Below are 26,249 nucleotides of genomic sequence, written 5' to 3'. Positions count from 1 at the left end.
CGGCTACCGGCGTGCGGTCAATCGAACAGCTCTTCGAAGAACGATTTCTTCCGTTTCGGATAGCGGTGGCCCTGCGAGCGCGCATAGTCGTCATCGCGGTCCCGGCCATGCTGGGGCTGGGAGAACGCTGCCGGCTGTGGCGCGGGCGAGGCCTCCTTGGCCGATCGCTCGATGATCTTGTCGAGTTCGCCTCGGTCAAGCCACACGCCACGGCACTGCGGGCAATAATCAATCTCGATACCCTGGCGTTCGCTCATCACGAGCGCGACGCGGCAGGAGGGGCAAACCAATCCAAGAAGGGAAGACGATGTCATATGGGGCTCCAAACCAAAAGAGATGAGCCCGCTTGACCGAAAGGATGGAAACGGGCCCGTTAAAGCGGTCCGACATCACGGTCGCGAGATGCGACAGTCAGAGGGGCCCGGCCCGCATGCGAGACTTAGGAATGGAGAACCGCGCCTTCAAGAGCGACATTGTCCGCGAGGATCGAATTTGTTCCCCATCGCTGACGTCATTGCGCTTCGAGCGTTGGGTACCGCGCCTGCGCCAACGACCCCGGCGTCCCTGCTCAGACCGTCACCACGATCTTGCCGAACTGCTCGTTCGATTCGAGATAGCGATGCGCCTCGACGATGTGCTCGAATGGAAAGGTCCTGTCGATGATCGGCTTCAGCGTGCCGGCCTCCAGCCCTTCGAGGATGAACGCCTTGGCGGCTTCCAGCTTCGCTGGGTCGCCGGTGATCTCGTGGACGAGGTAGCCGCGCAGCGTCAATGTCTTGCCAAGCACGGCGGGCAAGGGAAACGGCGTCGGCTCGGAGCTCAACCCGCCATATTCGATGAGAATGCCACCACGGGACATCGCCGCCGCGAGCGGCTCGAAAATCGGGCCGCCGATCGCCTCCAACACGATGCGCACGCCTCGCGGCCCGGCGATCCGGCGTAGCCGCGCCTCCAGATCCTCCTCGGCCAGGACCACGACTTCAGCCGCGCCGGCGTCGAGCAGGGCCTGCTTCTTCGTCGAGGTCCGTGTCACCGCGATCGCCGTCGCGCCGACGCTGTTGGCGATCTGGATCGCGGCAAGCCCGACGCTGCTCGAGGCTGCCGTGATGACGACGAAGTCCTCGTTGCGCAGCCTGGCGATGTCTATCAGCGCGCCATAGGCGGTGAGGTACGGCATCCACATCGCGGCCGCGGTCCGCCAGTCGAGTGATATCGGATTTTTGACGACGAGCCCGGCAGGATAGGTAACAAGCTCTCCGTAAGCCGGCCAGCGGATCATCGATTGCGGCGGGATGACGCTGACGGCATCACCCGGAGCCAGACCCGTCACGGCTTCGCCGACCGCTTCGATGAGGCCTGCGGCCTCCAGGCCAAGCCCGGAGGGCAGGGTGGGCGTCTCGATATAGGTGCCCGCGCGCAGCAGCGCCTCGGCGCGATTGAGGCCGAGCGCCTTGACGCGGATCTGAACCTCGCCCGGGCCGGGTAGGGGAAGATCCACATTTTCGATCCGCAGGACCTCGGGGCCACCATGCCGATGAAAGCGAACGACGCGCGCCATTCGGTCTACTCCTAATTGTCTGAACCGAAAGGAGCTATGCCGGTAAGATGAAGTCGGATAAATGGCCTTCGGAGCAGAACAGTAGAAACCAGGAGTTTCGAATATGGATCGGCTTGAGAGCATGGCCGTGTTCGTCAGGGCGGTCGACCTCGGCTCGTTCGCGGCGGCCGCGGCCGCACTCGATCTGTCCGGACCGATGGTCGGCAAACACGTCCGGTTTCTGGAGGAGCGTCTCGGCATGCGCCTGCTCAACCGCACCACGCGCCGGCAGAACCTCACCGAGTTCGGACGCGCCTACTACGACCGCTGTCGGCTGGTGCTGGCCGAGGCCGAAGCTGCCGATCAACTTGCCGCCGGCCAAATCTCGGAGCCGCGCGGCAAGCTGCGCGTCACCATGCCGGCGCATTTCGGCCGCCACTGCGTAACACCCGTGCTGCTGACACTGGCGCGGCAATATCCGATGCTGGAACTCGATCTGTCGCTCAGCGACCGCTTCGCCGATCTTGCCGAGGACGGCTACGATCTTGCCATCCGAACCGGTGATCTGGAGGACAGGGCAGGCGTGATCGCGCGCCGCGTCGCGAGCCAGGACATGATTGTCTGTGCGGCGCCGTCCTATCTGAAAATTCAGGGCGAGCCACGGCGGATCGAAGATCTCGCCAATCATCATGCCATCGTATATCGCCTGCTCGGCCAAGCCGTTCAGCCTTGGCTGTTCCCGCGCGAAGGACAACCAGCACAGGAGATCATGCCCGGCGGCCGGCTGCGGCTCGACGATCTCGATGCCATCGCCGATGCTTCGGCCGAGGGCATGGGGCTCGCCTGGTTGCCATGGTGGCTGGTTCGCGAGCGCATTCAGGCAGGCGCGCTGGTCGAGCTCTTGCCGGACCAGCCGCGATATCTCTATGACTGCCACGCCCTTTGGCTGCAGACACCTCACTTGCCGCTGAAAGTTCGGCTGGCCGTCGATGCGCTGGCGGCCGCCTTGCCGAAACGGATGGCTTGATCGCCAGCGCTCGCGGTCACTCTCGTTTTGGATCGCGCGGACATTCCGTGGAGAGGCGCCTCCGGCTCTTTGAGGCATCGCTTTCCAATGTGATATGGGGCAAAGCTGGCGGCATGCACGCGCATTGCGGGAGAGACGGTTGATGACCAAAGGTTCGGATCTGTTCGTGGCGGCCCTCGAGAACGAAGGGGTCGACCGGATATTCGGCATTCCGGGCGAGGAGAATCTCGACATCGTCGAATCCATCCGCCGCTCCTCGATCCAGCTCATCCTGACCCGTCACGAGCAGGCGGCCGCCTTCATGGCCGCGACCTATGGCCGGCTCACCGGCAAGCCAGGTGTGTGCATCACCACGCTCGGCCCCGGCGCGCTCAATCTGACGACCGGCTCGGCCTATGCGCTGCTCGGCGCCATGCCGATGATCATGATCACCGGCCAGAAGGGAATCCTGTCGTCCAGGCAGGCGCGGTTCCAGATCGTCGACATCGTCGCGGCGATGAAACCGCTGACCAAGCTGTCGCGCCAGATCGTCTCGCCCAAGATGATCCCCTCGCTGGTGCGCGAAGCCTTCCGCGTCGCGCAGGAAGAGCGGCCGGGTCCCGTGCATCTGGAACTGCCGGAAGACATTGCGGCGGCTGAGTGTGAGGATGTCCCGCTGGTGCCGACGCATCCGGTCGAACTGCCGCTGGCCGGTGCGGGCGCGCTCGACCGCGCCGCCCGCATGATCATCGAGGCCAAACGTCCGCTGCTGATGTTCGGCGCCGCGGCGTCGCGGCCGCGCGTCACGCCCGATGTCGCCCAGTTCGTGCTGCGCACCCAAATTCCCTATTTCACCACGCAGATGGGCAAGGGCACCGTGCCCGGCGGCACCGAACTCTACATGGGAACGGCGGCCCTTTCGGAACGCGACTACGTGCACGAGGCCATCGAACAGGCCGACCTGATCATCACCATCGGTCACGACACGGTCGAGAAGCCGCCCTTCATCATGGGCGTCAACGGGCCGAAGGTCATTCATGTCGGCTATCAAACCGCCGATGTCGAGCAGGTCTATTTCCCACAGACCGAGATCGTCGGCGACCTCGGCCCTTCGCTGGCGCTGCTGGCGGATCGCATCGAGGGCAAGATCCCCAACGCGCAGGCCCTGTTGCCGTTGCGCGAAGGCATTCTGAGCCGCATCGCCGCGCGCGCCACGGAAGACCGCTTCACGCCGCAACGCATCGTGCATGACGTGCGCGCCGTGATGCCCGCCGACGGGATCCTTGCCCTCGACAACGGCATGTACAAGATCTGGTTCGCGCGCAACTACCGCACGCGCATGGCCAACACGCTGCTGCTCGACAATGCGCTGGCCACCATGGGCGCGGGGCTGCCGTCGGCGATGATGGCGGCACTGCTCCATCCGCAGCGCCGCGTCATGGCCATCTGCGGCGATGGCGGCTTCATGATGAACAGCCAGGAACTGGAGACCGCCGTCCGGCTCAAGCTCAATCTTGTCGTCCTGCTGCTTGAGGACCACGCCTATGGCATGATCCGCTGGAAGCAGGCGGTCGACGAGTTTCCGGATTTCGGCATGACCTTCGGCAATCCCGATTTCGTCAAATACGCCGAGGCCTATGGTGCCAAGGGAACCAGGGTCGGCGCGGTCGCCGAATTCCGGCCGGCGCTGGAGCAGGCTTTTGCCGGCGGCGGCGTGCATCTCGTCGTCGTGCCCATCGACTATTCCGAAAACATCAGGGTGCTTGTCGACGAATTGCGTGAGCGGCTGCCAGCGGTGCAGGCGACCTGACGGCGGCTGGCGCCAAGGCCGTCGATGCCGAGATGCCTGGCTGGTTGTGAAGGCGTTTTCATCTGGCGTCGGGGGACCAGTCCGTCTCGATCAAGGGAATCTGCGGCGCCGCATCACGCGGCAACGTTCCCTTGGTCCTGGGGTCGTCGGCGATTTCAAAGCCGGTCGCAAAGGGCTCAAATCCGCAGGCCCTGTAGAAACCGATGACACTGTGATGGTCGAAGCTGCTGGTATGCAGCCAAATGCGGCTGGGCCGAAGACGCCATGCCTGGTCGAGCGCGCCGGCCATCAGCCGCTTGCCGAAGCCGCGGCCGGTCAGGGAGGGGAACAGGCCGAAATAGGTGATCTCGATCTCGTTGTCCTCGGCCGCCGAGAACTCGACCATGCCGACATGGGCGCCGCTTTCATCATGGCCGTAATAGAGATGCTGGCGCGGATCGGCGAAATGCGCGGCGATCTCGGCATCCGACATTTCGGCGGCGTGATCCCAGAGCCAGGGAGCGCCGATCTCCAGGAAGATTGCACGGTAGGAAGCACTGTCGGGTTTCGCGATCCTTGTCATGGTCAACGGCCGCGCGAGACCCGGCACCGGCGCGCGCGCTTCCATCCATGTCACCGCATTGACGATCTTGCCGGCCGGCACCCGCCGATAGCCAACCGTTAGATTGGTGATTTCATCAGGCAATCTGCCTTCGGTGACCAACATCTGTCCTCGACCTTCCCCACCGGCGCGCAAGAAGCTGATGCCAACTCTGCGCTCGCCTGCCAAGAGGCTCCCGAGGTGGGTCAAGATTTTTGGCCCGCCTGTCCCTTGCGTTTCACAGAGATGGCATATGAGATATGATACACCATCGAACGGAAAGCGGAATATCATGCCTGAGCGAATTGCCGACGAGGCCATTTTGAACGCGGTCGACGACGGCTTCGCGCGGCAGGTGGAATTCCTCGCGAACCTCGTGCGCTTCCCCTCGCAACGCGGCGAAGAACACGCGGCGCAATCCTTCATGGCAGCCGCGTATGAAGCAGATGGCTATACGGTGGACATGTGGCGTGTCGATGTCGATGCGATCCGCGACCTGCCGGGCTTTTCGCCCGTGGCCGTCTCCTATGACGACGCCTTCAACGTCGTCGCCACCCACATGCCGCGAAACGCGACCGGCCGCTCGCTGATCCTCAACGGCCACATCGACGTCGTGCCGACGGGCCCGCTCGATCGCTGGCTGCGCGATCCCTATGATCCGGTCATCGAGGACGGCTGGATGCATGGTCGCGGCGCCGGCGACATGAAGGCTGGGCTCTCGGCCTGCCTCTACGCGCTGGCCGCACTGCGCCGCCTCGGCTATCAGCCGGCCGCGAAGGTCTTCCTGCAATCGGTGGTCGAGGAAGAGTGCACCGGCAATGGCGCGCTCGCTTGCCTGCAGCGCGGTTACCGCGCCGACGCAGCCTTCATCCCCGAACCGCTGGAGCCGAAGCTGATGCGGGCGCAGGTCGGCCCGATCTGGTTTAGGGTCGAGGTCGACGGCGATCCCCAGCATGCGTCGGGCGCTTTCTCGGCCGGCGCCAACGCCATCGAAAAGGCTTTCCTCATCATCCAGGCGTTGAAGCAGCTCGAAATCGTCTGGAACGCGCGCAAGGTCGACGACAGGCATTTCTGCGATCACCCGCATCCGATCCGTTTCAATCTGGGCAAGATCGAAGGCGGCGAATGGACATCGAGCGTCCCCGCGCGCTGCGTGTTCGAGATGCGTGTCGCCACCTATCCCGGCCAGAAGCTGGAGGATGCCAGAGCCGAGCTCGAGGCCTGCATCGCCGACGCGGCCCGCGCCGATCCGTTCATGGCCAACCGCCCGCCCAGGATCACCTACAATGGCTTCATGGCCGAGGGCTATGTGCTGGAGGGCGCCGACGAGATGGAAGCCGTGCTGCGCCGCAGCCATACCGCCGTCTGGGGCGAGCCGCTGCAGGAACACGTCACCTCGGCAACCACCGATGCGCGCTTCTTCGGCCTCTACGCCGATACGCCGGCCATCGTCTACGGTCCGATCTGCCGCATGCCGCATGGCTATGACGAAGCGGTGGACCTTGATTCCGTACGCAAGGTCACCCAGACAATCGCACTGTTCATCGCCGACTGGTGTGGGCTGGAGCCTGTCGACCCCGAGGCAAGGCCATGACCGGCGCCGTGACCAATGCATTCGGCGAGACGCTGGCCGAGGACGCGCCCGATGTCTCGATCGCCGATGCGCTTGCCATCCTGCGCCAGCACTACGGCCTTGCCGGCACCGCTCAGCCCTTGCCCGGGGAGCGCGACCACAATTTTCACATCCGCACCGATGGCGAGGGCGAATTTGTCCTGAAAATATCGCATCCGGCGGAAGAGGCCGGCTTCACCGATTTCCAGAACAAGGCGCTGGACCACATCCTTGCGGTCGATCCCGCCTTGCCGGTTCCCTCGGTGCGCAAAAGCCTCGATCGCGATGCGCAGTTTACGGTCAGCATCGGCGGTTCGCAGCCGCGTATCGTCCGGCTGGTCACCTATCTGCCCGGCCAGTTGCTTTCGCGCTCGCCGGTGTCGGCTGCGCAAGATCGCAATCTCGGCATCTTCCTCGCTCGGCTTGGCAGGGCACTGCGCGGCTTTTTCCACCCGGCCGCCGGCAGCGATCTTTTGTGGGATATCCGCAAGGTCGCCAAGACGCGGCCCATGCTGGCACATATCGCCGATGCCGGGCGCCGCGCCATGGTCGAGCGCGTCATCGATGCCTTCGAGGAGCACGCCGCGCCCATTATTCCCAGCCTGCGCGCCCAGATCGTCCACAACGACATGAATTCCTACAATGTGGTGATGGACGCATCGCGGCCCGAGATCGTCAGCGGCATCCTCGATTTCGGCGACATGATCCATTCGCCGCTGATCTGCGATCTCGCCATCGGCGCCGTCTACCGCTGGCCGGCCGACGGCCACCCGCTGGCGCCCGCCGCACGCTTCGTTGCTGGCTACCAGTCGGTGCAGCCGCTCGAGGCCGAGGAGATCGGCATCCTGTTCGACCTGATCCGTGCCCGCCTTGCGCTCATCGCCAACATTGCCACCTGGCAGGCGGAGCGCTTCCCGGCCAAGCGCGACTATGTGCTGCGCCTCATCACCGAGGTCTGGGCCTCGCTCGAGCGGCTGGACGGACTGTCACACAGCGATGCCCGCCGTTATTTCCTCGATCATTCCAATCCGGAGTAGACGCTCGTGTCCCAATCCTCGCCCGCAAATGCCTCCGCCGATGCCGGTGCATCAGCATCCGCGCTGCTCGAGCGCCGTGCCAGGCTGCTCGGCCCGACCTATCGCGCCTTCTACCGCAACCCGATCCATCTCGTGCGTGGCAGCGGCGTTTGGCTCTACGATGCCCACGGACGCAAGTTTCTCGATGCGTACAACAACGTCGCTTCGGTCGGGCACTGCCACCCGCGCGTCGTCGAGGCGCTGTCGGGGCAGGCGGCCACGCTCAACACCCACACGCGTTACCTCAGCGAAATCATCCTCGACTACGCGGAAAGACTTCTCGGCACGCTTCCGCCCCATCTCGGCCATGCCATGTTCACCTGCACCGGCAGCGAGGCCAACGATCTCGCCATCCGCATCGCCCAGCATTCGAGCGGCAATACCGGCGTGATCATCACCGATTTCGCCTATCATGGCGCCACCATCGCCACCGCGCAGCTGTCGCCGGCCGCGGTCGGGGCGAAGGGCGTGCCCGCGCAGCACAGGACCGTGGCCGCCCCGGATACGTTTCGCGATCAGGGCCGGGCCGCACGCGATTTCGCCAGGAATGTCGCCGCCGCCATTGAGGACATGCGCGCACAGAACGTGCGCCCGGCGGCGCTGCTGATCGACTCGGCATTTTCCAGCGACGGAATTTTCTTCCCCGATGCGTCGGCGATGCGCGAGGCCGCCGATCACGTCAGGAAGGCGGGCGGCATCGTCATTGCCGACGAAGTCCAGTCCGGCTTCGGCAGGCTCGGCCAGGGCATGTGGGGTTTCGCCAATTACGGCCTCGAACCTGACATCGTCACCATGGGCAAGCCGATCGGCGACGGGCATCCGATGGCCGCGGTCATCGTGCGGCCGCAGCTTGTTGCCTCCTTCGGTTCCAACACCGGCTACTTCAACACATTCGGCGGCAATCCTGTCGCCGCCGCCGTCGGCATCGCGGTGCTCGATGTCATCGAAGGCGAGGGACTGGTCGAGAATGCGCGCACGGTTGGGGCCTATACGGGCGAGCTGCTGCGGGCTCTGCAGAACCGGCATGCCATGGTCGCCGATGTCAGGCATAACGGCCTTTATTTCGGCGTCGAGTTGACGGCGGCGGAGGACGAGGCGCTGGCCGCCACCAGGACGTCGGCGGTCGTCGAAGCCATGCGCGAGGACGGCGTGCTGATCTCGTCATGCGGTCCGCGCGGGAACGTGCTGAAGATCAGGCCGCCATTGCCGTTCGCCAGGGACAATGCCGAGCAACTTGCCGAAACGCTCGATCGCACCCTGTCGCGCTGGTGAGGGGATAGGAAAGGGTGCGGCAATCGACATGCTGAAGCTCGAACATCAGACCCTGAACGACCGCGCCTATGGCGCGCTCAAGCAGGAGCTGATTTCGGGCGGCTTCAGCCCGGGCCAGACATTGGTCATCCGCAAGCTTGCCGAGACGTTCGGCATTTCGACGACGCCAATCCGCGAGGCGCTGCAACGGCTCGTCGCCGAGCGGCTTCTGGAGTTGCAGAACAACCGCTCGATCATCGTGCCCTTGCTGTCTGCCCCCGCCTTCGAGGAACTGACGCGCATCCGCGTCGCGGTGGAGGGGCTGGCGGGCGAGATGGCCGCCTCGCGCATCACCGAAGACGGGCTGGTCGACATACAGGCCACGCTGGCGGGCATGCAGCGCGCGATCGAGGCGGGCGACGCCGGGGCCTATCTCGCGCTCAACGAGGCCTTCCACTTCGCCATCTACCGGCATGCCGGCGCGCCGATCCTCCTCAACATGATCCGTGATCTCTGGGGGCGGGTTGGGCCCTATCTCAAGCTCCTGATGCAGGCTGAGCGCTACAAACCCCAGTCGAACGAGGCGCATCGCAAGATCGTCGCGGCATTGGCGCAGCGCAACGGCGCCGACGTCAGGACCTCCATAGAACAGGACATCGCCACGGCGGCAGCGGTGCTGGCGGGGAACCTTCGCGCGGCCGAATGACGACGCGATCCCGTCGCGCCCCGGCGATCGGCCTATCCGGTCTTGTCCAGCCGGTCGCGAAGCATGCTCCACGGCAGCAGCGCGTTCGGCGCGAAGCGCAGCAGGCTGTGGAACGGCATCGGCGACGGTGGCCCGAAGGGCAGCGGCAGATCGCGGGCGTCGGTTCCACCAGCCCAATCCGCAAGCACCTTGCCCAGGGCCGTGGTCATGGCGATGCCGCGGCCGTTGCAGGCGCGACCCGCGATCAGCCCCGGTCCGAGATCGATGAGGTGGGGCAGGAAATCGGGTTCGACCGCAGCCATGCCCGACCAGCCATAGGCGAGCGGCGGCAGGTCCGGGAGCTCGAGATGCCGGGCCAGCCGCCGCTGGATCGTCTGCGGCAGGCGTCGGTCCGCACCGGGGCCGAAGACATGCATGCCGCCGCTGATCAGCCTGTTTTCGGCATCGAAGCGGTAGGTGAAGAGATTGCGTCTCGTGTCGCCGACGCCTTGCCCGCCGGGCAACAGGCGGCTGCGCACCTCGCGCGGCAGCGGCGCCGTCGCGATCTGGAAGATTTTCAGCGGGAAATAGGTTTTCCGAAGCCCCGGATTGAGCTGTCCGCCATAGGCGTTGGTGGCGATCAGCACCTTTCCTGTGCGCACCGAACCCATTTGCGTCTTCAGCGACCAGCCGTCCGCGATACGGTTGATCGCGGCGACGCGCGTGTGCTCGAACAGGCGCGCGCCGGCTTTTTCCGCTACGTCGGCCAGGCCGCGCGCATAGGCGACCGGATTGAGCACGCCTCCGGAACGATCCATCCAGCCGCCGACATAACCGCGCGCGCCGGTTAGCGCCTCCGTTTCTTGCCGGTCCAACACGACGGCCGGCCGGCCGCGCTGCGCCCATTGCCCTGCGCGTGATTTGACCTTTTCGAGCGCAACAGGGGAATGTGCCGGCTGGATCCAACCGCTCTGCACTGCGTCGCATTCGATACCGTGCCGCCTGATCAGGCCGAAGACCAGATCGGCGCTGCCGGCCGCGAATTCGATCAGCCTCTCGCCGCGCTCGGGTCCAAGATGGGCCTTTATCGCATCCGGATCCATTTTGGCGAAATTCGGCACGATGAAGCCGGCATTCCTGCCGGTAGCACCCCAGGCGATGGTTTCGGCTTCAAGGACCGCGACCGAAAGACCTCTGGCCGCGGCATGCAAGGCGGTCGAAAGGCCGGTGAAGCCGCCGCCGACGATGGCAAGGTCGACATCGAGCTCGCCTTCCAGCGCCGGGCGGAGGCGGGTCTCACGGCTGACCGCGTGCCAAAGCGAAAGCGCTTCCTGCCGGGCCATTGCGGTCACGAGCCGCTCTCGCTGGCGGCCACCTTCGCCCGCTTGCCGAGCCGTGCCCGCCGCGGCCGTTCCCCGAACAGTCCGTTGGGGCGGACCAGGAGGATGATGCACAGCATGACGCCGATTGCGACGATCTGCAGGGACGCGGCGCGGGCCTGTTGCTCCGGCGGGAACAGCGCGCTGGTGAGCGTGCCCGACCCGGCCCATATCCCCCAGACCAGGATGCTGCCGATGACGGCACCGGCATTGCTGCCCGAGCCGCCGACGATCAGCATCACCCAGACCTGGAAGGTCAGGATCGGCAGGTAATTGTCCGGCGCAATGAAGCCGGTGAAATGCGCCTGCAAGGCGCCCGCTAGGGCCATGATGGCGCCGCCGACCGCGAAGGCCTGGACACGGTAGAAGCGCGCGCTCTTGCCGAGCGAGATCGCCGCCCGCTCATCCTCCCGCAGCGCCTTCAGCACCCGGCCCCACGGGCTGCGAGACAGGTGCTCCAGCGCCAGATAAACGACCAGCGTGACCGCCGAGACGACGGCAAGGTTCGACAGGTTGAACAGCAGCGGCGTCTCGGCGAGGCTGCCGAAGGGGCGCGGGATGAAGCCGATGCCGAACGGACCGCCGGTCAGTTTCTGCGCATTGAGCGCGACCAGTTGCACGACCACGGCGACGCCGAAGGTGGTGATGGCAAGATAGTCGGATCTGAGCCGCAGCGTGGCGATGCCGGTCAGGGCCGCGGCGATGCCGCCGACGACCATGGCGCCGAGCCAGCCGGCCAGGATCGGCAGGCCGAAACCGCCCAGACGCGCGGCATCGTCCGGCGTCGTCAGCAGCGCCGACGTATAGGCGCCGATGGCGACGAAGCCGGCGAGCCCGACATTGAAGAGCCCGGTCAGCCCCCATTGCAGATTGAGCCCCAGCGTGACGAGCGAAAAGATCAGCGCCGTGGTCAGGAAGAAAGCGCCATAGCCGAGCAGGTCCATCAGCGTTCCCTCACACCAAAAAGGCCGATCGGCCGCACGAACAGCACCGCCATCAGGATGATGAAGGAGACCGCCGCGCGCCATTCGGCGCCGATCAGTTGCACGGCGCCCGCTTCGGCGAGCCCGATGATCAACCCGCCGAGCACGGCGCCCGGGATGCTGCCGATACCGCCCAGAATGGCGGCCGCGAACATCGGCAGCAGCATGTCGAAGCCCATGAATGGGCGGATCTGCACCAGGATGCCGATCATCACGCCGGCGACGCAGGCAAGCGCTGCGCCGAGGATCCAGGTGACGCGCACCACCTTGGCGACATCGATGCCGACGACGCGGGCAAGTGCTGCATTCTGGCTCAGGGCCTGCATGGACCGGCCGGTCTGCGTGCGCGTCATCAACAGGTGTACGCCCAACACCAGAATTGCTGTCAGCAGCAACAGCGCGATCTGGTCCGGCGTGATGCGGATGCCGAAGCCGACCGGCATGGCGATCTGGATGGCGCGGCTGAAATAGGTCGGGCGTGAGGTGAAGGTGAACTCGAGCAGGCTTCGCAGCGCCATCGAGGCGCCGAAACTTGCCATCACCACGATGATGGCCTGGCCCTGAGAGCGCAGCCGCGCGAACAGCACCTTGTCGAGCAGCAGCGCCAGCAGGGCGGTGAATGCCATGCCGACGACCAGCGCGACGATGAGCGGCCAGCCGAAGGAAAGCGGGGCGATCGGCGCCACCTTGCCGATCGTCGCGCCGATGGCGCCTACGACGGCCAGCGTCGCATAGGTGCCCCAGGCCATGAAGTCGCCATGGGCGAAGTTCGAGAAGCGCAGGATCGAATAGGTCAGCGTCACGCCGATGGCGCCGAGGCCGATCATCGAGCCCGTCAGCAATCCGTCGACGATGAATTGCAGGTTCATGCCGCACTTCCCTTGCCTGAAGGCGCGGCCTTGCCGGCGCTGTCCGGGCGCTGGCCAAGATAGAGCTCGGCGACCACCGGATCGCTCCACAATTCAGCGGCGATGCCCTCGTGCCGGTCCTTGCCTTCGACCAGCACATAGGCGCGGTCGCCGATGGCGAGCGCCGCCTTGGCGTTCTGTTCGACGAGAAGGATGGTGACGCCGGACTTGCGGATGCCGGCCAGCATCTCGAACACCATCGAGACGAATTTCGGCGACAGGCCGGCCGACGGCTCGTCCAGCACCAGCACCTTGGGATGGACGATCAGCGCCCGCGCCACGGCCAGCATCTGGCGCTGCCCGCCCGACAGATTGCCGGCGGCGATACGGCGCTGGCGCGCCAGGTCCGGGAAGGTCGCGTACATCTCGTCGATGCGGGCGGGAACCTCGCGGCGCTCGATAATGCCGCAGGCAACCCTGAGATTGTCGTCGACCGACATCAGTGGAAACACGTTCTCGGTCTGAGGCACGAAGGCGAGCCCAAGCCGCACCATGGTGTGGGCCGGTGCGGTGGTGATATCCTTGCCGTCGAGGAGAACGGTGCCGCCGGTGACCGGGACGAGACCGGCAATTGCCTTGATCAGGCTCGACTTGCCGGCGCCGTTGGGGCCGAGAACGACGACGATTTCGCCCTTCTTCACGGTGATCGAGGCGCCGCGCACGATCGGCACGCCGGGTTCGTAGCCGGCTTCGAGGTTGCGGACGTCAAGCACGGTGCCGGTCACGCCGCGCCCCCGAGATAAGCCTCTATCACGCGCGGATCGCGCGCCACCTCGTCGGCCGTGCCTTCGCACAGAAGCTCGCCGCCCGCCATCACCAGGACGCGATGGCAAAGCCGCGTCACCATGTCGATGTTGTGCTCGATCAGAAGAAAGGTGATGCCGCTTCTGTTGATGTCGCGGATGCGGTCGATGATGACTTCGAGCAGCGTGGCGTTGACGCCGGCCGCGGGCTCGTCGAGCAGGATGATCGCCGGGTCGGCCATCATCACACGGGCAAGTTCGAGCAGTTTGCGCTGGCCGCCCGAAAGCACCCGCGCCGGTTCGTGCGCCAGCCGGGTGAGCGAGACGAGTTCAAGCAGTTCGGCAGCCTTCTCGGCGGCTGCCTTCTCTTCGGCGGCGACCCGCCACGGGATCAGGAAATTGGCGAGCAGCCGCTCCCCTGCCTGACGTTGCGCGGCGAGCATGACGTTTTCGATCAGCGTGAGATTGGGCAAGGGCCGGGGAATCTGAAAGGTGCGCCCAAGACCGCGGCCAATGCGCAGGTGCGCTGCTTCGCCGGAGACGAGCGCCCCGTTGAGACGTATCTCGCCGCTTGTAGGCAGGATGCTGCCGGCGAGCAGGTCGAACATCGTCGTCTTGCCGGCGCCGTTGGGGCCGATCAGGCCGAGGATCTCGCCCGGGCGGACCTCGAACGAAACATCGTTGACGGCGACAAGGCCGCCGAAACGCCGCACGACGTTCTTTGCTGCCAGAACCGGCGCCTGGGTCTCCGTCCCATGCCGTTTCGCCGTGTCGTTCATCAAGCCCTCTGGCCGAAGCGATCTTTGCCGCTTTCTGATTTTTTGATTTGTGATCACACTTGCTTTGATCACGCTAATCAGCTTTAATTTTCTCCGCAAGCCGAAAACAGGCCAGGCCGTCGAAAAGGCCAAGATCGGGAACGCCATGCAAAGGGCTGCTGTCGAGCGCACCAACGAGGTCATCGCCGCGCAACTCGCGCCGGTCGGCCGCGAGACGGTGCAGGACCGCGTCTATTCCGAATTGCGCAGGGCGCTGATTGGCGGTCTCTTCGAGCCGAGCCAGGTTCTGACCATACGCGGCCTTGCCGATGCGCTGGTCACGTCTACCATGCCGGTGCGCGAGGCGCTTGGGCGGCTGATCACGGAAAAGGCGCTGGAAGCGCTTCCAAACCGCTCGGTGCGGGTGCCGCCGATCACGCTGGAACGCATCGACGACCTCCTGCGCGCCCGTGCCCTGATCGAAGGCGAGGCAATCGCGCTTGCCGCCGCGCGCATGGATCCGCGTCAGATCGCCACCATCGAAACTATTCTCGGTGAATGGGACGAGATGCGGGCGCTGAAGCACAAGAAGGATGTCGACCGCGAGGTGACGCTCAATCAGAGCTTTCATTTCGAAATCTATCGCGCCTGCGGTTCCGCCGTGCTGATCCCGATGATCGAGAGCCTCTGGCTGCAATCGGGACCATGCATCCGAGTTGCAATCTATGCCTTTTCCGAGGCCGGCGAAGTCGACACCGCCCATTATCATCGCAGCATCGTCGCCGCGCTTGCGGCGCAGGATGCCCAGGCCGCACGCGAGGCGCTGGTGGCCGACATCAGCCGCCCTTTCGCTTTCCTGCGCGACAAGCTGAAGTTGACGGCAAAAGCGGAGTGAATGCCTGATATGACCAGACGCATCATCAGGATCACCGAGCCGCATTCCGAGCTGTCGGTGACGGCGCAGTTGCTGCCGGAAAAAGCGCCAGAGAACGCAACGTTCCTGTGGTCTTACCTGGCCGAGCCGCGCGTCGTCGCGGGCATTCATGCCATGTGGACCGGCCCGGAAATCTCCTGTCCGATCCCCGCGGCGCATCTGGACGGCGAGGCCTTTGCCCAGGCCTTGCCGGCGGAGAACGCGACGCTGACGCCGCAGCCCGGCGACATCGTGCTTTCCTATGTGCCGCCGCGCATGTGGGGCGGCAACCCGCATGCGATCTTCGACATCGGCCTGTTCTACGGGCAAGGCGCGCGCCTGCTGTTTCCGATCGGCTGGCTGGCGGGGAGCGTCGTTGCGCAGGTGCTGCCTGAGCAACGCGATCAGTTCGCATCTGCCTGCGGCATCATTCGCCGCAATGGCGCCTGCGACGTCACCTTCGCGCGGCTGGAGAGCTGAAATGGCTGAACGCGACGACAGCTTCGAACTTTTCGACCTCCGCGTCGAGGCTGTCGTCCCCGAGGGCAAGCCGGTGTATTGCGGCGCCAAGCCCGGCGACTATTTCGAGCTGAAGGGCGAGATGCTGTCGATGCCGGCGGGCCAGGGATTTTCGATCTATTCCATAGCGGCCGTGCTGCCGCTGCTGGCGGCGAAGCAGCGCCCCACCCATGCCAATGACTGGATGACCTCGGATGCCGAGATCGCCTGTCCCGATCCCAATTGCGCCAGCAGGCTCAGGATCGTCAGGACCGGCAAACGGCGGTTCAGCCACGCCGAGACCACGGCGGTGCCGCTGCCGAAGGAGAGTGAGCAGAGATGACCGCCAAGACTTTCGAACTCAGCCCCGGCTACACAATCTCGCGCGTCATTCGCGGTGGCTGGCAGTTGGCCGGCGGCCACGGCGCGGTCGACCGTCAGCAGGCGGTGTCCGACCTGATCGCCACGTTCGACGCCGGCATCTGGACCTATGACTGCGCCGATATCTACACCGGCGTCGAGGAGCTGATCGGAGCGGCGCGGCTGCGTCTGGCCAACGAACGCGGTCTCGATGCCGCCGCCAGGATGAGGGTGCACACCAAGCTGGTGCCGGACCTCGAGCGGCTCGCCGGCATCAGCCGCGACTACATCAGAGGCATCGTCGACCAGTCTCTGCGCCGGCTGAAGACCGAACGGCTCGACCTCGTGCAGTTCCACTGGTGGGACTATTCAGTGCCTCGCTATGTCGACGCGATGGGTTGGCTCGACGAGCTACGGCTGGAAGGCAAGGTGCGCAATGTCGGCACCACCAATTTCGATACGCAGCGCCTTGGCGAGATCCTGTCGGCCGGCGTGCCAGTCGTCAGCCAGCAACTGCAATACTCCGTCCTCGACCAGCGTCCGGCGGCGAGCCTCGCCGCGCTCGCGGCACGCAACGGCGTCAGCTTTCTCTGCTACGGTTCGGTGGCCGGCGGCTTTCTCGGCGACAGATGGCTCGGCGTCGCCGAGCCGGACATGCCGCTCGAAAACCGCTCGCTGGTCAAATACAAGCTGATCATAGACGATTTCGGCGGCTGGGAGCTCTTCCAGGCCCTGCTCAGGGTGCTGAAGCGGATCGGCGACCGCCACGGCGTCGACATCGCCACTGTCGCCAGCGCCTGGGTGCTCGAGCAGCCGCAAGTGGCGGCCGTCATCGTCGGCGCCCGCAACCAGGCGCATGCGCTGGCCAATGCGAAGATCATGGATGTCGCGCTCGGGGCCGAGGACCGGGCGGAGATCGGCGCCGTGATCGCCCAGAGCCGGGGTCCCCTCGGCGACGTCTACACGCTGGAGCGCGACCGTCACGGCCGCCACGGCTCGATCATGCACTACAATCTCAACGCGGCCCGGCCATGAGCGCCACCACCGAAAGCCTGTTTTCGCGGGCCAGCACCGAAATCGTCGAGTTGCATCGCTTCTTCGTCGACTGGTTCGTCGCATCGCGCGCCGGCAAGGCCGATTTCAGCCGCTTCGAACGCGTCATGGGCGAAGGCCTGGCCATGGTCACGCCTGACGGCACGGTCCTCGATCGCGATGCGGTGGTCGACCATGTCCGCGCAAGCTGCGCTTCCTGCGACGAAGCCTTCGCCATCTCGATCGAGGACATCCGGCCGGGCTGGCAAACCGGCGGCGCGATCGTCGTGCTCTATGTCGAGGCGCAGTTGCGAGGCGGCAAGCATAGCCGCCGTCAGTCGAGTGCGCTCTTCACCACCAATCCATCGGCGCCCAACGGCGTCGAATGGCGACATCTGCATGAAACCTGGCTGCAGATGCCGGAAAGCTGAACAGGCTCCAGGCGTGAAATTTGGTTCGTGTAACTCGATTCGTGTAGCTCAAGGGGAACAACAATGAGAAAGACGATACTCCAACTCACCACCGCGCTCGCTCTCGTGATGATTGCCAGCGCGGCACATGCCGCCGACTGCAAGATCACGGTCGGCCTAGTCATGGAATTGACCGGACCGGCCGGTGAATACGGCCAGGCCGGCGCAAAATCGGTCGAGATGGCCTTCCGCGACATTAACGACGCCGGCGGCGTTCGCGGCTGCGATCTGGTGACCGACACGCGTGATAGTCAGAGCCAGGGCAATATCGCCGTCGATGCGGCGACCCAGTTGGTTCAGGTCAAGAAGGTGCCGGTGATCATCGGCGGCATCATCTCCTCTGTGTCGATCCCGATCCTGACCTCGGTCACCGCCCCGGCCAAGATCGTGCAGGTCTCGCCGGCTTCGTCCTCGCCGACGCTGACCGCACTCGGGCGCGATGGCAAGACCAACGGCATCTTCTTCCGCACCATCACCTCCGATGCGCTGCAAGGCGTGGCCGCCGCGAAATACGCCATCGACAAGGGCTTCAAGAAGCTGTCGATCATCCATGTCAACAATGATTTCGGGGTCAACATGGTGGCCGAATTCTCCCGCGCCTACAAAGCGCTCGGCGGCACCGTCGTCTCCGACACGCCCTACAATGAGAAGCAGTCGAGCTATGCCTCGGAAGTCACGGCGGCCATGGCCGGCGAGCCTGACGGGCTTTATCTCGTCAGCACGCCGGTTGACGGCGCCACCGTCGCCCGCACCTGGATTTCGCAAGGGGGCGTGCAGAAATTCCTGCTCAATGACGGCATGAACAGCCCGGACTTCATCGAGTCCGTCGGCGCCGACTATCTCAAGGAGGCCTATGGCACCTCGTCCGGCACCAGCCCGACCGCCTCCACCGACTACTTCACCAAGAACTACAAGGCGTTTTCGGGCATCGAACCGTCCAATCCCGCGGCCGACCGTTCCTATGATGCCGGCGCCATTGTCGGCCTGGCAATCGCCATCGCCGGCTCAGAGGATCCGGCCAAGATCAAGGACGCCATGTACAAGGCGGTCGATCCGGCTGGCGCGCCCATCTTTGCTGGCAAGGAAGAATTCGCCAAGGCGCTCGGATTGATCAAAGACGGCAAGCCGATCCGCTACGAAGGTGTCATCGGCCCGGTCGCCTTTGACAAATATGGCGACATCACCGGTCCGTTCCGCTTGTGGAAGATCGTCGACGGCAAGGTGACGACCGACGGTGAAATGACCACCGACGACGTCAACGCCCTGCAGGCGAAGCTCCAATAGGCCGCCACATCAGGCAGTCCGGCACCGCTCGCTCGATGCCGGACTGCGAGCAACCCGCTCCGGCACTGCGCTCTGAAACATGCCGTCCACAACAACGGTTGCGGGTTTCATTCTCCCGACTCGCGTGACAGCCAGCGCCTGCGTCTTTCGCGCTGTTCGGCCAGCTCGGCCTCGTCCCAGTAGCCGATCAGCACGCCGGACTCGATCAACGGATCGAAGTGCCGCATCTTGTCGTCGTTTCCCGTCAACCATTCCTCGGCGGCGGTGATGCGGTTGTTGGGCAGCGCCAGCCAGCGGAACAGCGCCTGCCGTAGTCGTTCGATGTCGGCCGCCGCCGATGCTTCGGTGCCGAGATCGCGCAGTTCGTCCGGATCGCCGTTCAGATCGAAGAACATCGGCGCCAGGCCCTCGCCATGGACCAGTTTGAAGCGGCCGTCGGTGATCATGTAGAGCTTGCAGTCGGCGACCGGCATAACGAGCTTCAGCCGCGCGGCATCGCCGCCATAGTCGTACTCGCTCACCGCGTGGCGCCGCCAGTTCACGTCCTGGCCGGCCAGCAGCGGCGCCAGCGACCGGCCCTCGAGAACGTGCGGCTTCGCCTTGCCGCCGAAGAAGTCGAGGAAGGTGGGCGCGAGGTCGATCATCTCCACCAGCGCCTCCGACGTCGTGCCGCGCGTCGCGTCGGCCTGCCGGCGCGGATCGTAGACGATCATCGGCACCTTGGCCGCGACATCGTGGAACAGGTATTTTTCGCCCAGCCAATGGTCGCCGAGATAATCGCCGTGGTCGGAGGTGAACACGATCAGCGTGTTGTCGAACAGACCGCGCTCCTCCATGAACTCGAACAATCCGCCCAACTGATCGTCGATCTGCCTGATCAGGCCCATATAGCAGGGAACGACCCTTTCGCGGACCTCGTCGCGGGAGAAGTTCCTGGAATAGCGCTCCTGCTGGAAGGCTTCGAAGATCGGGTGAGGCGAGACGCGTTCTGCTTCGCTGCGCACGACCGGCTTTATGTCGGCCTTGCCGTACATGTCGTGATAGGGCGCCGGCACGATGTAGGGCCAGTGCGGCTTGATGTAGGAGAGATGCGCGCACCAGGCTTCGCCCTTTGCCTCGGCCTCCTCGATGAAGCGCATGGCGCGGCGCGTCATGTAGGGCGTTTCCGAATGCTCCTCGGGAATGCGCGCCGGCTTGTCGGCATGGACGAGCAGCCAGCCGTTGAAATTCTCGCCGTTCTCGCCTTCACCGGAATTGGCCCAGTGCTCCCACGGATTGGCGGCGTCGAAGCCGTGCTCGCGCAGATATTGGTCGTAGGCCGGGTCGGGATCGTAGGCGGACGACGGATGCAACCCGTCGTCGCGCTCGAACGGTTCGAAGCCGCATTCGGCGACGCGCACGCCGATGATGGACGTCTTGTCGATGCCGAGGCGCTCCATGCCTTCCTCGTCGGCCCTCATATGCGTCTTGCCGATCAGCGCGCAGCGCACGCCGATCTCGCGCAGATGCTCGCCGAGCGTAGGCTCGCCGATCCTGAGCGGCACGCCGTTAAGCGTCGATCCGTGCGAGCGGACATAGCGGCCTGTATAGGCACTCATGCGCGAGGGCCCGCACACGGTCGATTGCACATAGGCGTTGGTGAAGCGCACGCCGCGGCTGGCCAGCCGGTCGATATTCGGCGTGTGCAGGGTCTGGTGTCCGGCGCAGCTCAAATAGTCGAAGCGCAGCTGGTCGCACATGATGAAAAGGACGTTGCGGCGGTCTGTCATTGGTCGTCCGTCATTGTGGTTCGCGCAAGACCGGTGTGCCAGAACGGCCGATGTCCTACAACGATGCCTCAAAATATCATTTTACCCAACCAGATGCCTCATGCACTGTGAGAGCCGGGAGGGTCCAAATCGTGCCGTTCGTCACCATTGGCGGCCTTGCGCTGCACCACCGCTATATCGAGGCGACCGGCACCGCGCGGCCGGTGATCTTCATCAATTCGCTGGGTACCGATTTGCGCATCTGGGACGATGTCATCTCGCAATTAAGCGGTGACATGCCTCTGCTGGTCTACGACAAGCGCGGCCACGGACTTTCCGATATCGGCAGCGGCATCCGGTCGATCGATGATCATGTCGACGATCTCCTGGGCCTCATCGATCATTTCGATCTCGGCAGGGTCGTGCTGTTCGGCCTGTCGGTCGGTGGCTTGATCGCGCAGCGGCTCTATACCCGTCATCCCAGCTGCGTTGAGGCTCTGATCCTGTCCGACACGGCGCACAAGATCGGCACGGACGAGAGCTGGAATAAGCGTATCGCCACCGTCGAGCGCGACGGGATCGAGGCGATAGCCGACGGTGTGATGGAAGCATGGTTCACGCCCGGCTTCCATGCCGCGCGTGCGGCCGACCTTGCCGGTTGCCGCAATATGCTGACTAGGCAGGCGCTGCCGGGTTACATCGGGACATGCATGGCGGTCCGCGACGCCGACCTCACCGAGGCCGCGCGGCGTATCGCGGTGCCGACACTTTGCATGGTCGGCGACCAGGACGGCTCGACACCGCCCGATCTCGTCCGCTCGCTGGCAGCGCTGATCCCCGGCGCCCGCTTCGAAATCATTCCTAATGCCGGCCATATTCCCTGCATCGAACAGCCGGAGGCGGTGGTCGCGCTGATCCGCGATTTTGTCGCGTCGCCTCCTCCGGGGCAGAAACCTTTGAGCGCGGCTACCCCTTGATCGCCGAGCCGACGATGGAATCGACGAAAAAGCGCTGCAGCAGGACGAAGAGGATGAGCGGCGGCAGCACGGCAAGCGTCGCGCCGGCCATCACCAACCCGGTGTTGACGGCGCCTCTGTTGTAACTCAACAGCCGGCTGAGGCTGATGACGATCGGATAGGCGTCGGCGTTGCCTTGTAGCACGGTCAGCGGCCACAGATAGCTGTTCCAGTGATAGACGAAGGCAAACAGCGCCAATGCCGCGATCGCCGGCGCCACGCTGGGCGCCACGATCTTGAACAGGATCAGCAGTTCGGAGGCGCCGTCCATGCGCGCAGCGTCGATCAGATCGTCAGGCACGCTTGCAATGAACTGGCGCATCAGGAAGATACCGAAGGCATTGGCGAGGTTGGGCACGATGATGCCGGCGAGGCTGGCATTGAGGCCGATCGAGCCGACGAGGCGATAGAGCGGGATCAGCGTCACGATCGGCGGCAGGAACATGGTCGCGATCAGCACCGAGAACAAAAGCGAGCGGCCGGGGAAGTGGTATTTGGCGAAGGCGTAGCCGGCCATCATGCTGGTGATGAGGATACCGGCTGTGGTGATCGAGGCGATGACCAGGGAATTCCACATAGAACGGCCGACATTGACCACGCCCGAAACTTTCTCATAGGCGTCGAGGCTCGGCGTGTGCGGGATCCACACCGGCGGCACCTGCATGCTCTCGGCCGGAGTCTTGAGACTGGACAGAACCATCCAAACCAGCGGAAAGGCCGACGCCACGGCCACGAGCAGCATGAGCGTGGCCAGCAGCGCCTTGCGGCCGGCGGGGCGTCTGCGCGGCAACCGGCTCGACGATCCCGCGCTCATTCCTGATCCTTCCGGTTGGCAAAGGCGAACAGAGCGCAGACCACGACGATCAGCGACAGCATCAGCATGACGGCCATGGCCGAACCCAGTCCGCCCTGCGCGCGCTCGATGCCGACACGGCGGATGTGGTAGGTCAAGACATTGGTCGAGCCGACCGGCCCGCCCTGCGTGATCAGCGCCACCGGCTCGAACACCTGCACGGCGTTGATGATGGCGATGACCGCGCTGAACAGGAGCGTGCGCCGCAGCAGCGGCAAGGTGATGAAGCGGAACTGCTCGAAGCGGTTGGCGCCGTCGAGTTTTGCCGCCTCGTAAAGGCTCCCGGAAATCTGGGTCAGCCCCGCAATCGCCAGCACCGTGAAATAACCGACCTGCTGCCACACATTGAGCAGGACGATCGAGATCAGCGCCGAGCGCGGCGACGACAGAAAGGGTTGCGGGCCGATGCCGAGCAGGCCGAGCATCTGGTTCAGCGGCCCTTCACCAGGCGAATAGAGCTTCGACCACACCAGCGCCACCGCGATCATCGGCACCATGTAGGTGGAAAACAGCACGGTCCGCAGCGCTGTGCCGCCGCCAACATCGTGCTGGTGGACCATCAGTCCGAAGGCGACCGAGAGCGGCAGGATGAGGATGACGGAAAGCGCGGTGTAGATGGAGGTGTTGATCAACGCGCCCTTGAAGTCGCGTCCGACCGAGGTCGGCCCGAAAATCTCGCGAAAATTGTCGAGGCCGATGAAGCTGGCGCTGGAAAAGGGCGTCTGCGTCGACCAGTCCTGGAAGGACAGCCAGAGCGTGAGCAGCATCGGCAACAGGATGAAGATGCCGATCAGCGTCACGGCGGGCGCCAGCATGATGCCCGCCGAGGCACGGTACCTGTTGATCATGGTTCAGTCTACTTGGCGGCGCGCTCCAGGATCGAGGCGGCGTCCGCTTGCGCCGTCGCCTGCGCATCCTTGGCCGAGACCTGGCCGTACTGCAACGCCTCCAGCGTCTGCTGCAGAGATTCCGAGAACTCCTGTCCGCCCGGCACGACCGGGAAGGGCTTGGCGTCGGCCAGCACGCTGACATAGCCCGACAGGAATTCCGAGCCGAGCTTGTCCTTGTGGGCCTCGATATCGGAGCTGCGCGAGGGCAGGATGCCCATCGACATCAATATGTCGGACATCGCCGAGGCGCCGTTCTTGCCGGATTTCGGATTGTTGAGCCAGGCCAGGAATTCCCATGCGGCCTTCTGCTCGGCCTGGCCGGCATTGCCGTTGACCACCGTCATCCAGGAATAGGAGATCGAATGCGGCTTGTCGCCGCTCGGGCCGACGGGGATTGGTGCGGTGGCGATATCCGCGAACCTGTCGCCCATGCCTGCCTTCAGCGCGCTTTCCCACCAATTGGCCATGATGATCATGCCGGTCTTACCGGAGACGAAATTGTCGAGGAAGGGGCCGGTGGTGTTGGCGTCTGCCGTCGCCATGGCCGGCACGCTGGCGCCCGATTTGATGAGCTCCTCATAGAGCTGGAAGGTCTGCGCGGCCTGCGGAGTGTCCAGCGCCGGCTTGCCGTCCTTGACCAGGTCGCCGCCATTGGAGACCAGCAGCGAGGCGAAGGGGTGGACGACGCCCGCCGCCCAGGAATTGATCATGCCGAAACCCTGCTGGCCGGCATCCTTGTTGGTCAGCTTCTTCGCCGCCTCCTTGAACTCGTCCCAGGTCTTCGGCGCAGCAGTAATGCCGGCCTGCTTGAACAGTGCCTTGTTGTAGTTCAGCGCGTAGACGTCGATCTCGTTGGGAATGCCGTAGAGCTTGCCGCCGACCGACGCGGCGCTCACCACGCCAGCGGGCCATGCTCCCTTGACCTCTTCGGCGACGGGGTCGGGGGCGGGCGCGACGAGCTTGTCGCGGGCGAGCTCAGGCAACCAGAGATCGTAGATGCCGCCGATCGTGGGACCGTCCGCGCCGCCGCCCTGGGAGCGCAGCGTGGTCAGCAGATCGCCGAAGGGAACGGCGCGCACGGTGACGCTGACATCTGGATTTGTCTTCGCATAGTCCTTGGCCGCCGCTTCCAGCAATGCGACCGTCTCCGGCGACCAATGGGTGAGATAGGAGATGTTGACCGACTGCGCCCAGCCGCTGGCGGGCAGGATGGCCAGGCTCGCGGCCAGAGCCAGTTTCGAAGTCCAGGCAAGAGACATCCTCATCCTCCCTCAGGCTAGCGATCACGATGACGTTATGACAACATGAAGCATTGGCGCAAGGGCCCGATTGCGAAAAAGCTGCGCATGGCGCTGTCCCTGATTTCTCTGCTGTCCGTTCACATACGAAATTTACGGTGGAAATACAGTTAGCTGTGAAGGAATCATGGTTGATTGGCTTAGCCCAGCCGTTCCCGGAGGGAGTGTCAGACCTCTTGCGGAGGCTGCTATGTCGTTATAATGACTTTCCTGAGGAATGACTCTCCGCGGCGTCGATAGGGCCGTGGGACGCCAAGGACAGATAAAAATGGGAGACTGGCAATGAGCATGCTTTCAATTCACCGACGCGCAGCCCTTGGCCTGATCGGCGGCCTTGCCGCCTGCGCTGGCCTGTTCACCAGCCTGCCGGCGCGGGCCGACAGCACGGTGACGCTGTGGAGCTGGCGCACCGAGGACGAAGCCGCGATGCGCCGCATCTTCGATGCCTTCGAGGCCAAGAACCCAGGCATCAAGGTCAACATCCAGTTCACGCCGGATGCCGACTACCAGAACCGCCTGAGCACGGCGTTGCGTGGCGGGCGCGGGCCCGACATCGCCCAGCTCAAGGCCTATGGCGAATTGCAGCCTTTCGTCGAGGCGGGCTATCTCGACGCGCTCGACGAGAGCGTGCCGGAACTGAAGAGCATGCCGGACGCAGCCCTTGGCGGCGCGCGTGGGCGCTCCGACGGCAAGCTCTACGGCGTGCCCTATTCGGTGCCGATGATGGGCGTCTTCTACAACAAGGATATCTTTGCCGCGCAGGGCATCGAGGTCCCCAAGACCTACAAGGATTTCGTCGCCGCCTGCGACAAGCTGAAGGCGGCCGGCATCACGCCGATCGCCACCGGCGGCGCCAACGGCTCGGCGTGGGAGCTGGAGATCGGCGTCGGCGTCATCGGCCCGACCGTCTACGGCCCCGGCTTTTACGACGAGATGATGACCGGCAAGGCGACCTTCGAGGATCCGCGCTATGTCGCGGCGCTGAAGCGCTTCGCCGAGCTGAAGCCTTATTTCCCCGACGGCTTCGCCGGGATCGACTACACCACCGCCACCCAGCAGTTCATTGGTGGCAAGGCCGCGATGTTTCTTGGCGGTTCGTTCGAGAATGGCAGCTTCAAATCGCAGAACCCGAAGCTGAAATTCTCGATCTTCCCGTTCCCCGCCGACGATGCGGGGGCAAAGCTCTACACCTCGGCCTTCTCGGACGGCTCCTACGGCCTCGTCTCCGAAAGCGCGAACAAGGAAGCCGCGATCAAGGTGCTGGACTTCATGGCCTCGGCCGAATTCGCGCAGATGTTCGCCGACGAACTCGGCTGGCCGCCGGCCCGCACCGATGTCACGGTGAAGGACCCGGTATTGGCCGAGATGATGGAGATGTCGAAGAACTCGACGCCCTACCTGACGCTGGTCGGCTTCCGCTGGCAGTCGCCGACCGCCTCTTCCGTCCTGCAAGCGGAGATCATCGACATGGTCGAAGGCAACATCGCACCGGAGAAGCTGGCGGCCGACATGCAGGCCGCCGTCGCCACCTGGTTCAAGCCGAAGCAGTAAGGAGCCGG

At 64.6% G+C, this 26,249-nt stretch carries 26 protein-coding genes; 14 read left to right on the top strand and 12 right to left on the bottom strand.

The features are described 5' to 3' along the window. Window positions 1-17: 17 nt before the first annotated feature. Both LB547_RS20650 and LB547_RS20645 read right to left on the bottom strand, forming a co-directional pair. Window positions 18-314, bottom strand: coding sequence for a zf-TFIIB domain-containing protein (locus tag LB547_RS20650; protein ID WP_140497640.1), 297 nt, complete (start codon window positions 312-314; stop codon window positions 18-20). Between the two features lie 254 nt (window positions 315-568). Continuing rightward, the gene (locus LB547_RS20645) at window positions 569-1,558 is read right to left on the bottom strand and encodes a zinc-dependent alcohol dehydrogenase family protein (RefSeq protein WP_140514536.1); all 990 of its coding nucleotides are present in this window, start codon (window positions 1,556-1,558) and stop codon (window positions 569-571) included. Between the two features lie 103 nt (window positions 1,559-1,661). Here LB547_RS20645 and LB547_RS20640 point away from each other — a divergent pair, with 103 nt between their 5' ends. Then, window positions 1,662-2,564 carry a LysR family transcriptional regulator gene (locus LB547_RS20640; RefSeq protein ID WP_140763475.1) on the top strand — a complete coding sequence of 301 codons (903 nt, stop codon included), beginning with the start codon at window positions 1,662-1,664 and terminating at the stop codon, window positions 2,562-2,564. Between the two features lie 142 nt (window positions 2,565-2,706). After that, window positions 2,707-4,353: an acetolactate synthase large subunit gene (locus LB547_RS20635; protein ID WP_140514539.1), complete on the top strand. Its 1,647-nt coding sequence runs from the start codon at window positions 2,707-2,709 to the stop codon at window positions 4,351-4,353. Window positions 4,354-4,411: 58 nt separating this feature from the next. On the opposite strand, the gene LB547_RS20630 is transcribed toward LB547_RS20635, so the two are convergent. Next, entirely contained in the window at window positions 4,412-5,059 is a 648-nt protein-coding gene (locus LB547_RS20630; RefSeq protein ID WP_181171737.1) for a GNAT family N-acetyltransferase, read from the bottom strand. Between the two features lie 166 nt (window positions 5,060-5,225). Here LB547_RS20630 and LB547_RS20625 point away from each other — a divergent pair, with 166 nt between their 5' ends. From LB547_RS20625 to LB547_RS20610, 4 genes are read left to right on the top strand one after another with little or no spacing between them, the layout of a single operon-like run. Then, a complete protein-coding gene (locus LB547_RS20625; RefSeq protein ID WP_181178031.1) occupies window positions 5,226-6,527 on the top strand; it encodes an ArgE/DapE family deacylase in 1,302 nt (433 codons plus the stop codon). Next, window positions 6,524-7,582 carry a phosphotransferase gene (locus LB547_RS20620; protein ID WP_140497648.1) on the top strand — a complete coding sequence of 353 codons (1,059 nt, stop codon included), beginning with the start codon at window positions 6,524-6,526 and terminating at the stop codon, window positions 7,580-7,582. The genes LB547_RS20625 and LB547_RS20620 overlap by 4 nt, the downstream gene beginning before the upstream one ends. A gap of 6 nt (window positions 7,583-7,588) precedes the next feature. Then, window positions 7,589-8,893, top strand: coding sequence for an aspartate aminotransferase family protein (locus tag LB547_RS20615; RefSeq protein ID WP_140763472.1), 1,305 nt, complete (start codon window positions 7,589-7,591; stop codon window positions 8,891-8,893). Between the two features lie 28 nt (window positions 8,894-8,921). After that, complete coding sequence (locus LB547_RS20610) at window positions 8,922-9,578, top strand: GntR family transcriptional regulator (RefSeq protein WP_140555566.1); 657 nt, start codon at window positions 8,922-8,924, stop codon at window positions 9,576-9,578. A 32-nt stretch (window positions 9,579-9,610) separates the two neighbouring features. On the opposite strand, the gene LB547_RS20605 is transcribed toward LB547_RS20610, so the two are convergent. The 5 genes from LB547_RS20605 to LB547_RS20585 are packed head-to-tail and all read right to left on the bottom strand — an operon-like array spanning window position 9,611 to window position 14,349. Next, the gene (locus LB547_RS20605; protein ID WP_140763468.1) at window positions 9,611-10,909 is read right to left on the bottom strand and encodes an NAD(P)/FAD-dependent oxidoreductase; all 1,299 of its coding nucleotides are present in this window, start codon (window positions 10,907-10,909) and stop codon (window positions 9,611-9,613) included. Continuing rightward, on the bottom strand, window positions 10,906-11,883 hold the full coding sequence (locus LB547_RS20600; protein WP_181178032.1) for a branched-chain amino acid ABC transporter permease: 978 nt from the start codon (window positions 11,881-11,883) through the stop codon (window positions 10,906-10,908). Before LB547_RS20600 ends, LB547_RS20605 begins: the two co-directional genes overlap by 4 nt. Further along, the gene (locus LB547_RS20595) at window positions 11,880-12,788 is read right to left on the bottom strand and encodes a branched-chain amino acid ABC transporter permease (protein ID WP_140763462.1); all 909 of its coding nucleotides are present in this window, start codon (window positions 12,786-12,788) and stop codon (window positions 11,880-11,882) included. The genes LB547_RS20600 and LB547_RS20595 overlap by 4 nt, the downstream gene beginning before the upstream one ends. Next, complete coding sequence (locus tag LB547_RS20590) at window positions 12,785-13,552, bottom strand: ABC transporter ATP-binding protein (RefSeq protein ID WP_140763459.1); 768 nt, start codon at window positions 13,550-13,552, stop codon at window positions 12,785-12,787. The genes LB547_RS20595 and LB547_RS20590 overlap by 4 nt, the downstream gene beginning before the upstream one ends. After that, on the bottom strand, window positions 13,549-14,349 hold the full coding sequence (locus LB547_RS20585) for an ABC transporter ATP-binding protein (protein ID WP_140520932.1): 801 nt from the start codon (window positions 14,347-14,349) through the stop codon (window positions 13,549-13,551). Before LB547_RS20585 ends, LB547_RS20590 begins: the two co-directional genes overlap by 4 nt. Window positions 14,350-14,494: 145 nt before the next feature. Here LB547_RS20585 and LB547_RS20580 point away from each other — a divergent pair, with 145 nt between their 5' ends. The 6 genes from LB547_RS20580 to LB547_RS20555 all read left to right on the top strand — a co-directional run bounded on the left by LB547_RS20580 (window position 14,495) and on the right by LB547_RS20555 (window position 18,885). Continuing rightward, window positions 14,495-15,223: a GntR family transcriptional regulator gene (locus LB547_RS20580; RefSeq protein WP_140497664.1), complete on the top strand. Its 729-nt coding sequence runs from the start codon at window positions 14,495-14,497 to the stop codon at window positions 15,221-15,223. Between the two features lie 9 nt (window positions 15,224-15,232). Next, window positions 15,233-15,721, top strand: a complete 489-nt coding sequence (locus LB547_RS20575) for a DUF3830 family protein (protein WP_140497666.1) — start codon at window positions 15,233-15,235, stop codon at window positions 15,719-15,721. A 1-nt stretch (window position 15,722) separates the two neighbouring features. Beyond that, window positions 15,723-16,082, top strand: coding sequence for a TIGR04076 family protein (locus LB547_RS20570; protein ID WP_140520931.1), 360 nt, complete (start codon window positions 15,723-15,725; stop codon window positions 16,080-16,082). Next, complete coding sequence (locus LB547_RS20565) at window positions 16,079-17,134, top strand: aldo/keto reductase (protein WP_140763457.1); 1,056 nt, start codon at window positions 16,079-16,081, stop codon at window positions 17,132-17,134. The genes LB547_RS20570 and LB547_RS20565 overlap by 4 nt, the downstream gene beginning before the upstream one ends. Then, window positions 17,131-17,562, top strand: a complete 432-nt coding sequence (locus LB547_RS20560) for a DUF4440 domain-containing protein (RefSeq protein ID WP_140497672.1) — start codon at window positions 17,131-17,133, stop codon at window positions 17,560-17,562. The genes LB547_RS20565 and LB547_RS20560 overlap by 4 nt, the downstream gene beginning before the upstream one ends. A gap of 63 nt (window positions 17,563-17,625) precedes the next feature. Further along, on the top strand, window positions 17,626-18,885 hold the full coding sequence (locus LB547_RS20555) for an ABC transporter substrate-binding protein (protein WP_140497674.1): 1,260 nt from the start codon (window positions 17,626-17,628) through the stop codon (window positions 18,883-18,885). A 107-nt stretch (window positions 18,886-18,992) separates the two neighbouring features. Here the strand turns inward: LB547_RS20555 and LB547_RS20550 are convergent, their stop codons facing one another. Beyond that, window positions 18,993-20,654, bottom strand: a complete 1,662-nt coding sequence (locus LB547_RS20550; RefSeq protein ID WP_140763452.1) for an alkaline phosphatase family protein — start codon at window positions 20,652-20,654, stop codon at window positions 18,993-18,995. A 131-nt stretch (window positions 20,655-20,785) separates the two neighbouring features. Between LB547_RS20550 and pcaD the strand changes: the two genes are divergently transcribed. Next, window positions 20,786-21,610 carry a 3-oxoadipate enol-lactonase gene (gene pcaD / locus LB547_RS20545; RefSeq protein WP_140671878.1) on the top strand — a complete coding sequence of 275 codons (825 nt, stop codon included), beginning with the start codon at window positions 20,786-20,788 and terminating at the stop codon, window positions 21,608-21,610. Here pcaD and LB547_RS20540 read toward each other — a convergent pair. The 3 genes from LB547_RS20540 to LB547_RS20530 are packed head-to-tail and all read right to left on the bottom strand — an operon-like array spanning window position 21,600 to window position 24,651. Then, a complete protein-coding gene (locus tag LB547_RS20540; protein ID WP_140583863.1) occupies window positions 21,600-22,463 on the bottom strand; it encodes a carbohydrate ABC transporter permease in 864 nt (287 codons plus the stop codon). The two genes, pcaD and LB547_RS20540, sit on opposite strands and share 11 nt — an antisense overlap. Beyond that, a complete protein-coding gene (locus LB547_RS20535; protein WP_140763449.1) occupies window positions 22,460-23,350 on the bottom strand; it encodes a carbohydrate ABC transporter permease in 891 nt (296 codons plus the stop codon). The genes LB547_RS20540 and LB547_RS20535 overlap by 4 nt, the downstream gene beginning before the upstream one ends. Window positions 23,351-23,358: 8 nt before the next feature. After that, window positions 23,359-24,651, bottom strand: a complete 1,293-nt coding sequence (locus LB547_RS20530; RefSeq protein WP_140763446.1) for an ABC transporter substrate-binding protein — start codon at window positions 24,649-24,651, stop codon at window positions 23,359-23,361. A gap of 321 nt (window positions 24,652-24,972) precedes the next feature. Between LB547_RS20530 and LB547_RS20525 the strand changes: the two genes are divergently transcribed. Next, a complete protein-coding gene (locus tag LB547_RS20525; protein WP_140514572.1) occupies window positions 24,973-26,241 on the top strand; it encodes an extracellular solute-binding protein in 1,269 nt (422 codons plus the stop codon). Window positions 26,242-26,249 lie beyond the last annotated feature (8 nt).

The sequence above is a fragment of the Mesorhizobium sp. B264B1B genome, assembly GCF_020165765.1.
Taxonomy (GTDB): domain Bacteria; phylum Pseudomonadota; class Alphaproteobacteria; order Rhizobiales; family Rhizobiaceae; genus Mesorhizobium.
This window is presented reverse-complemented; position numbering and strand designations above follow the sequence as displayed.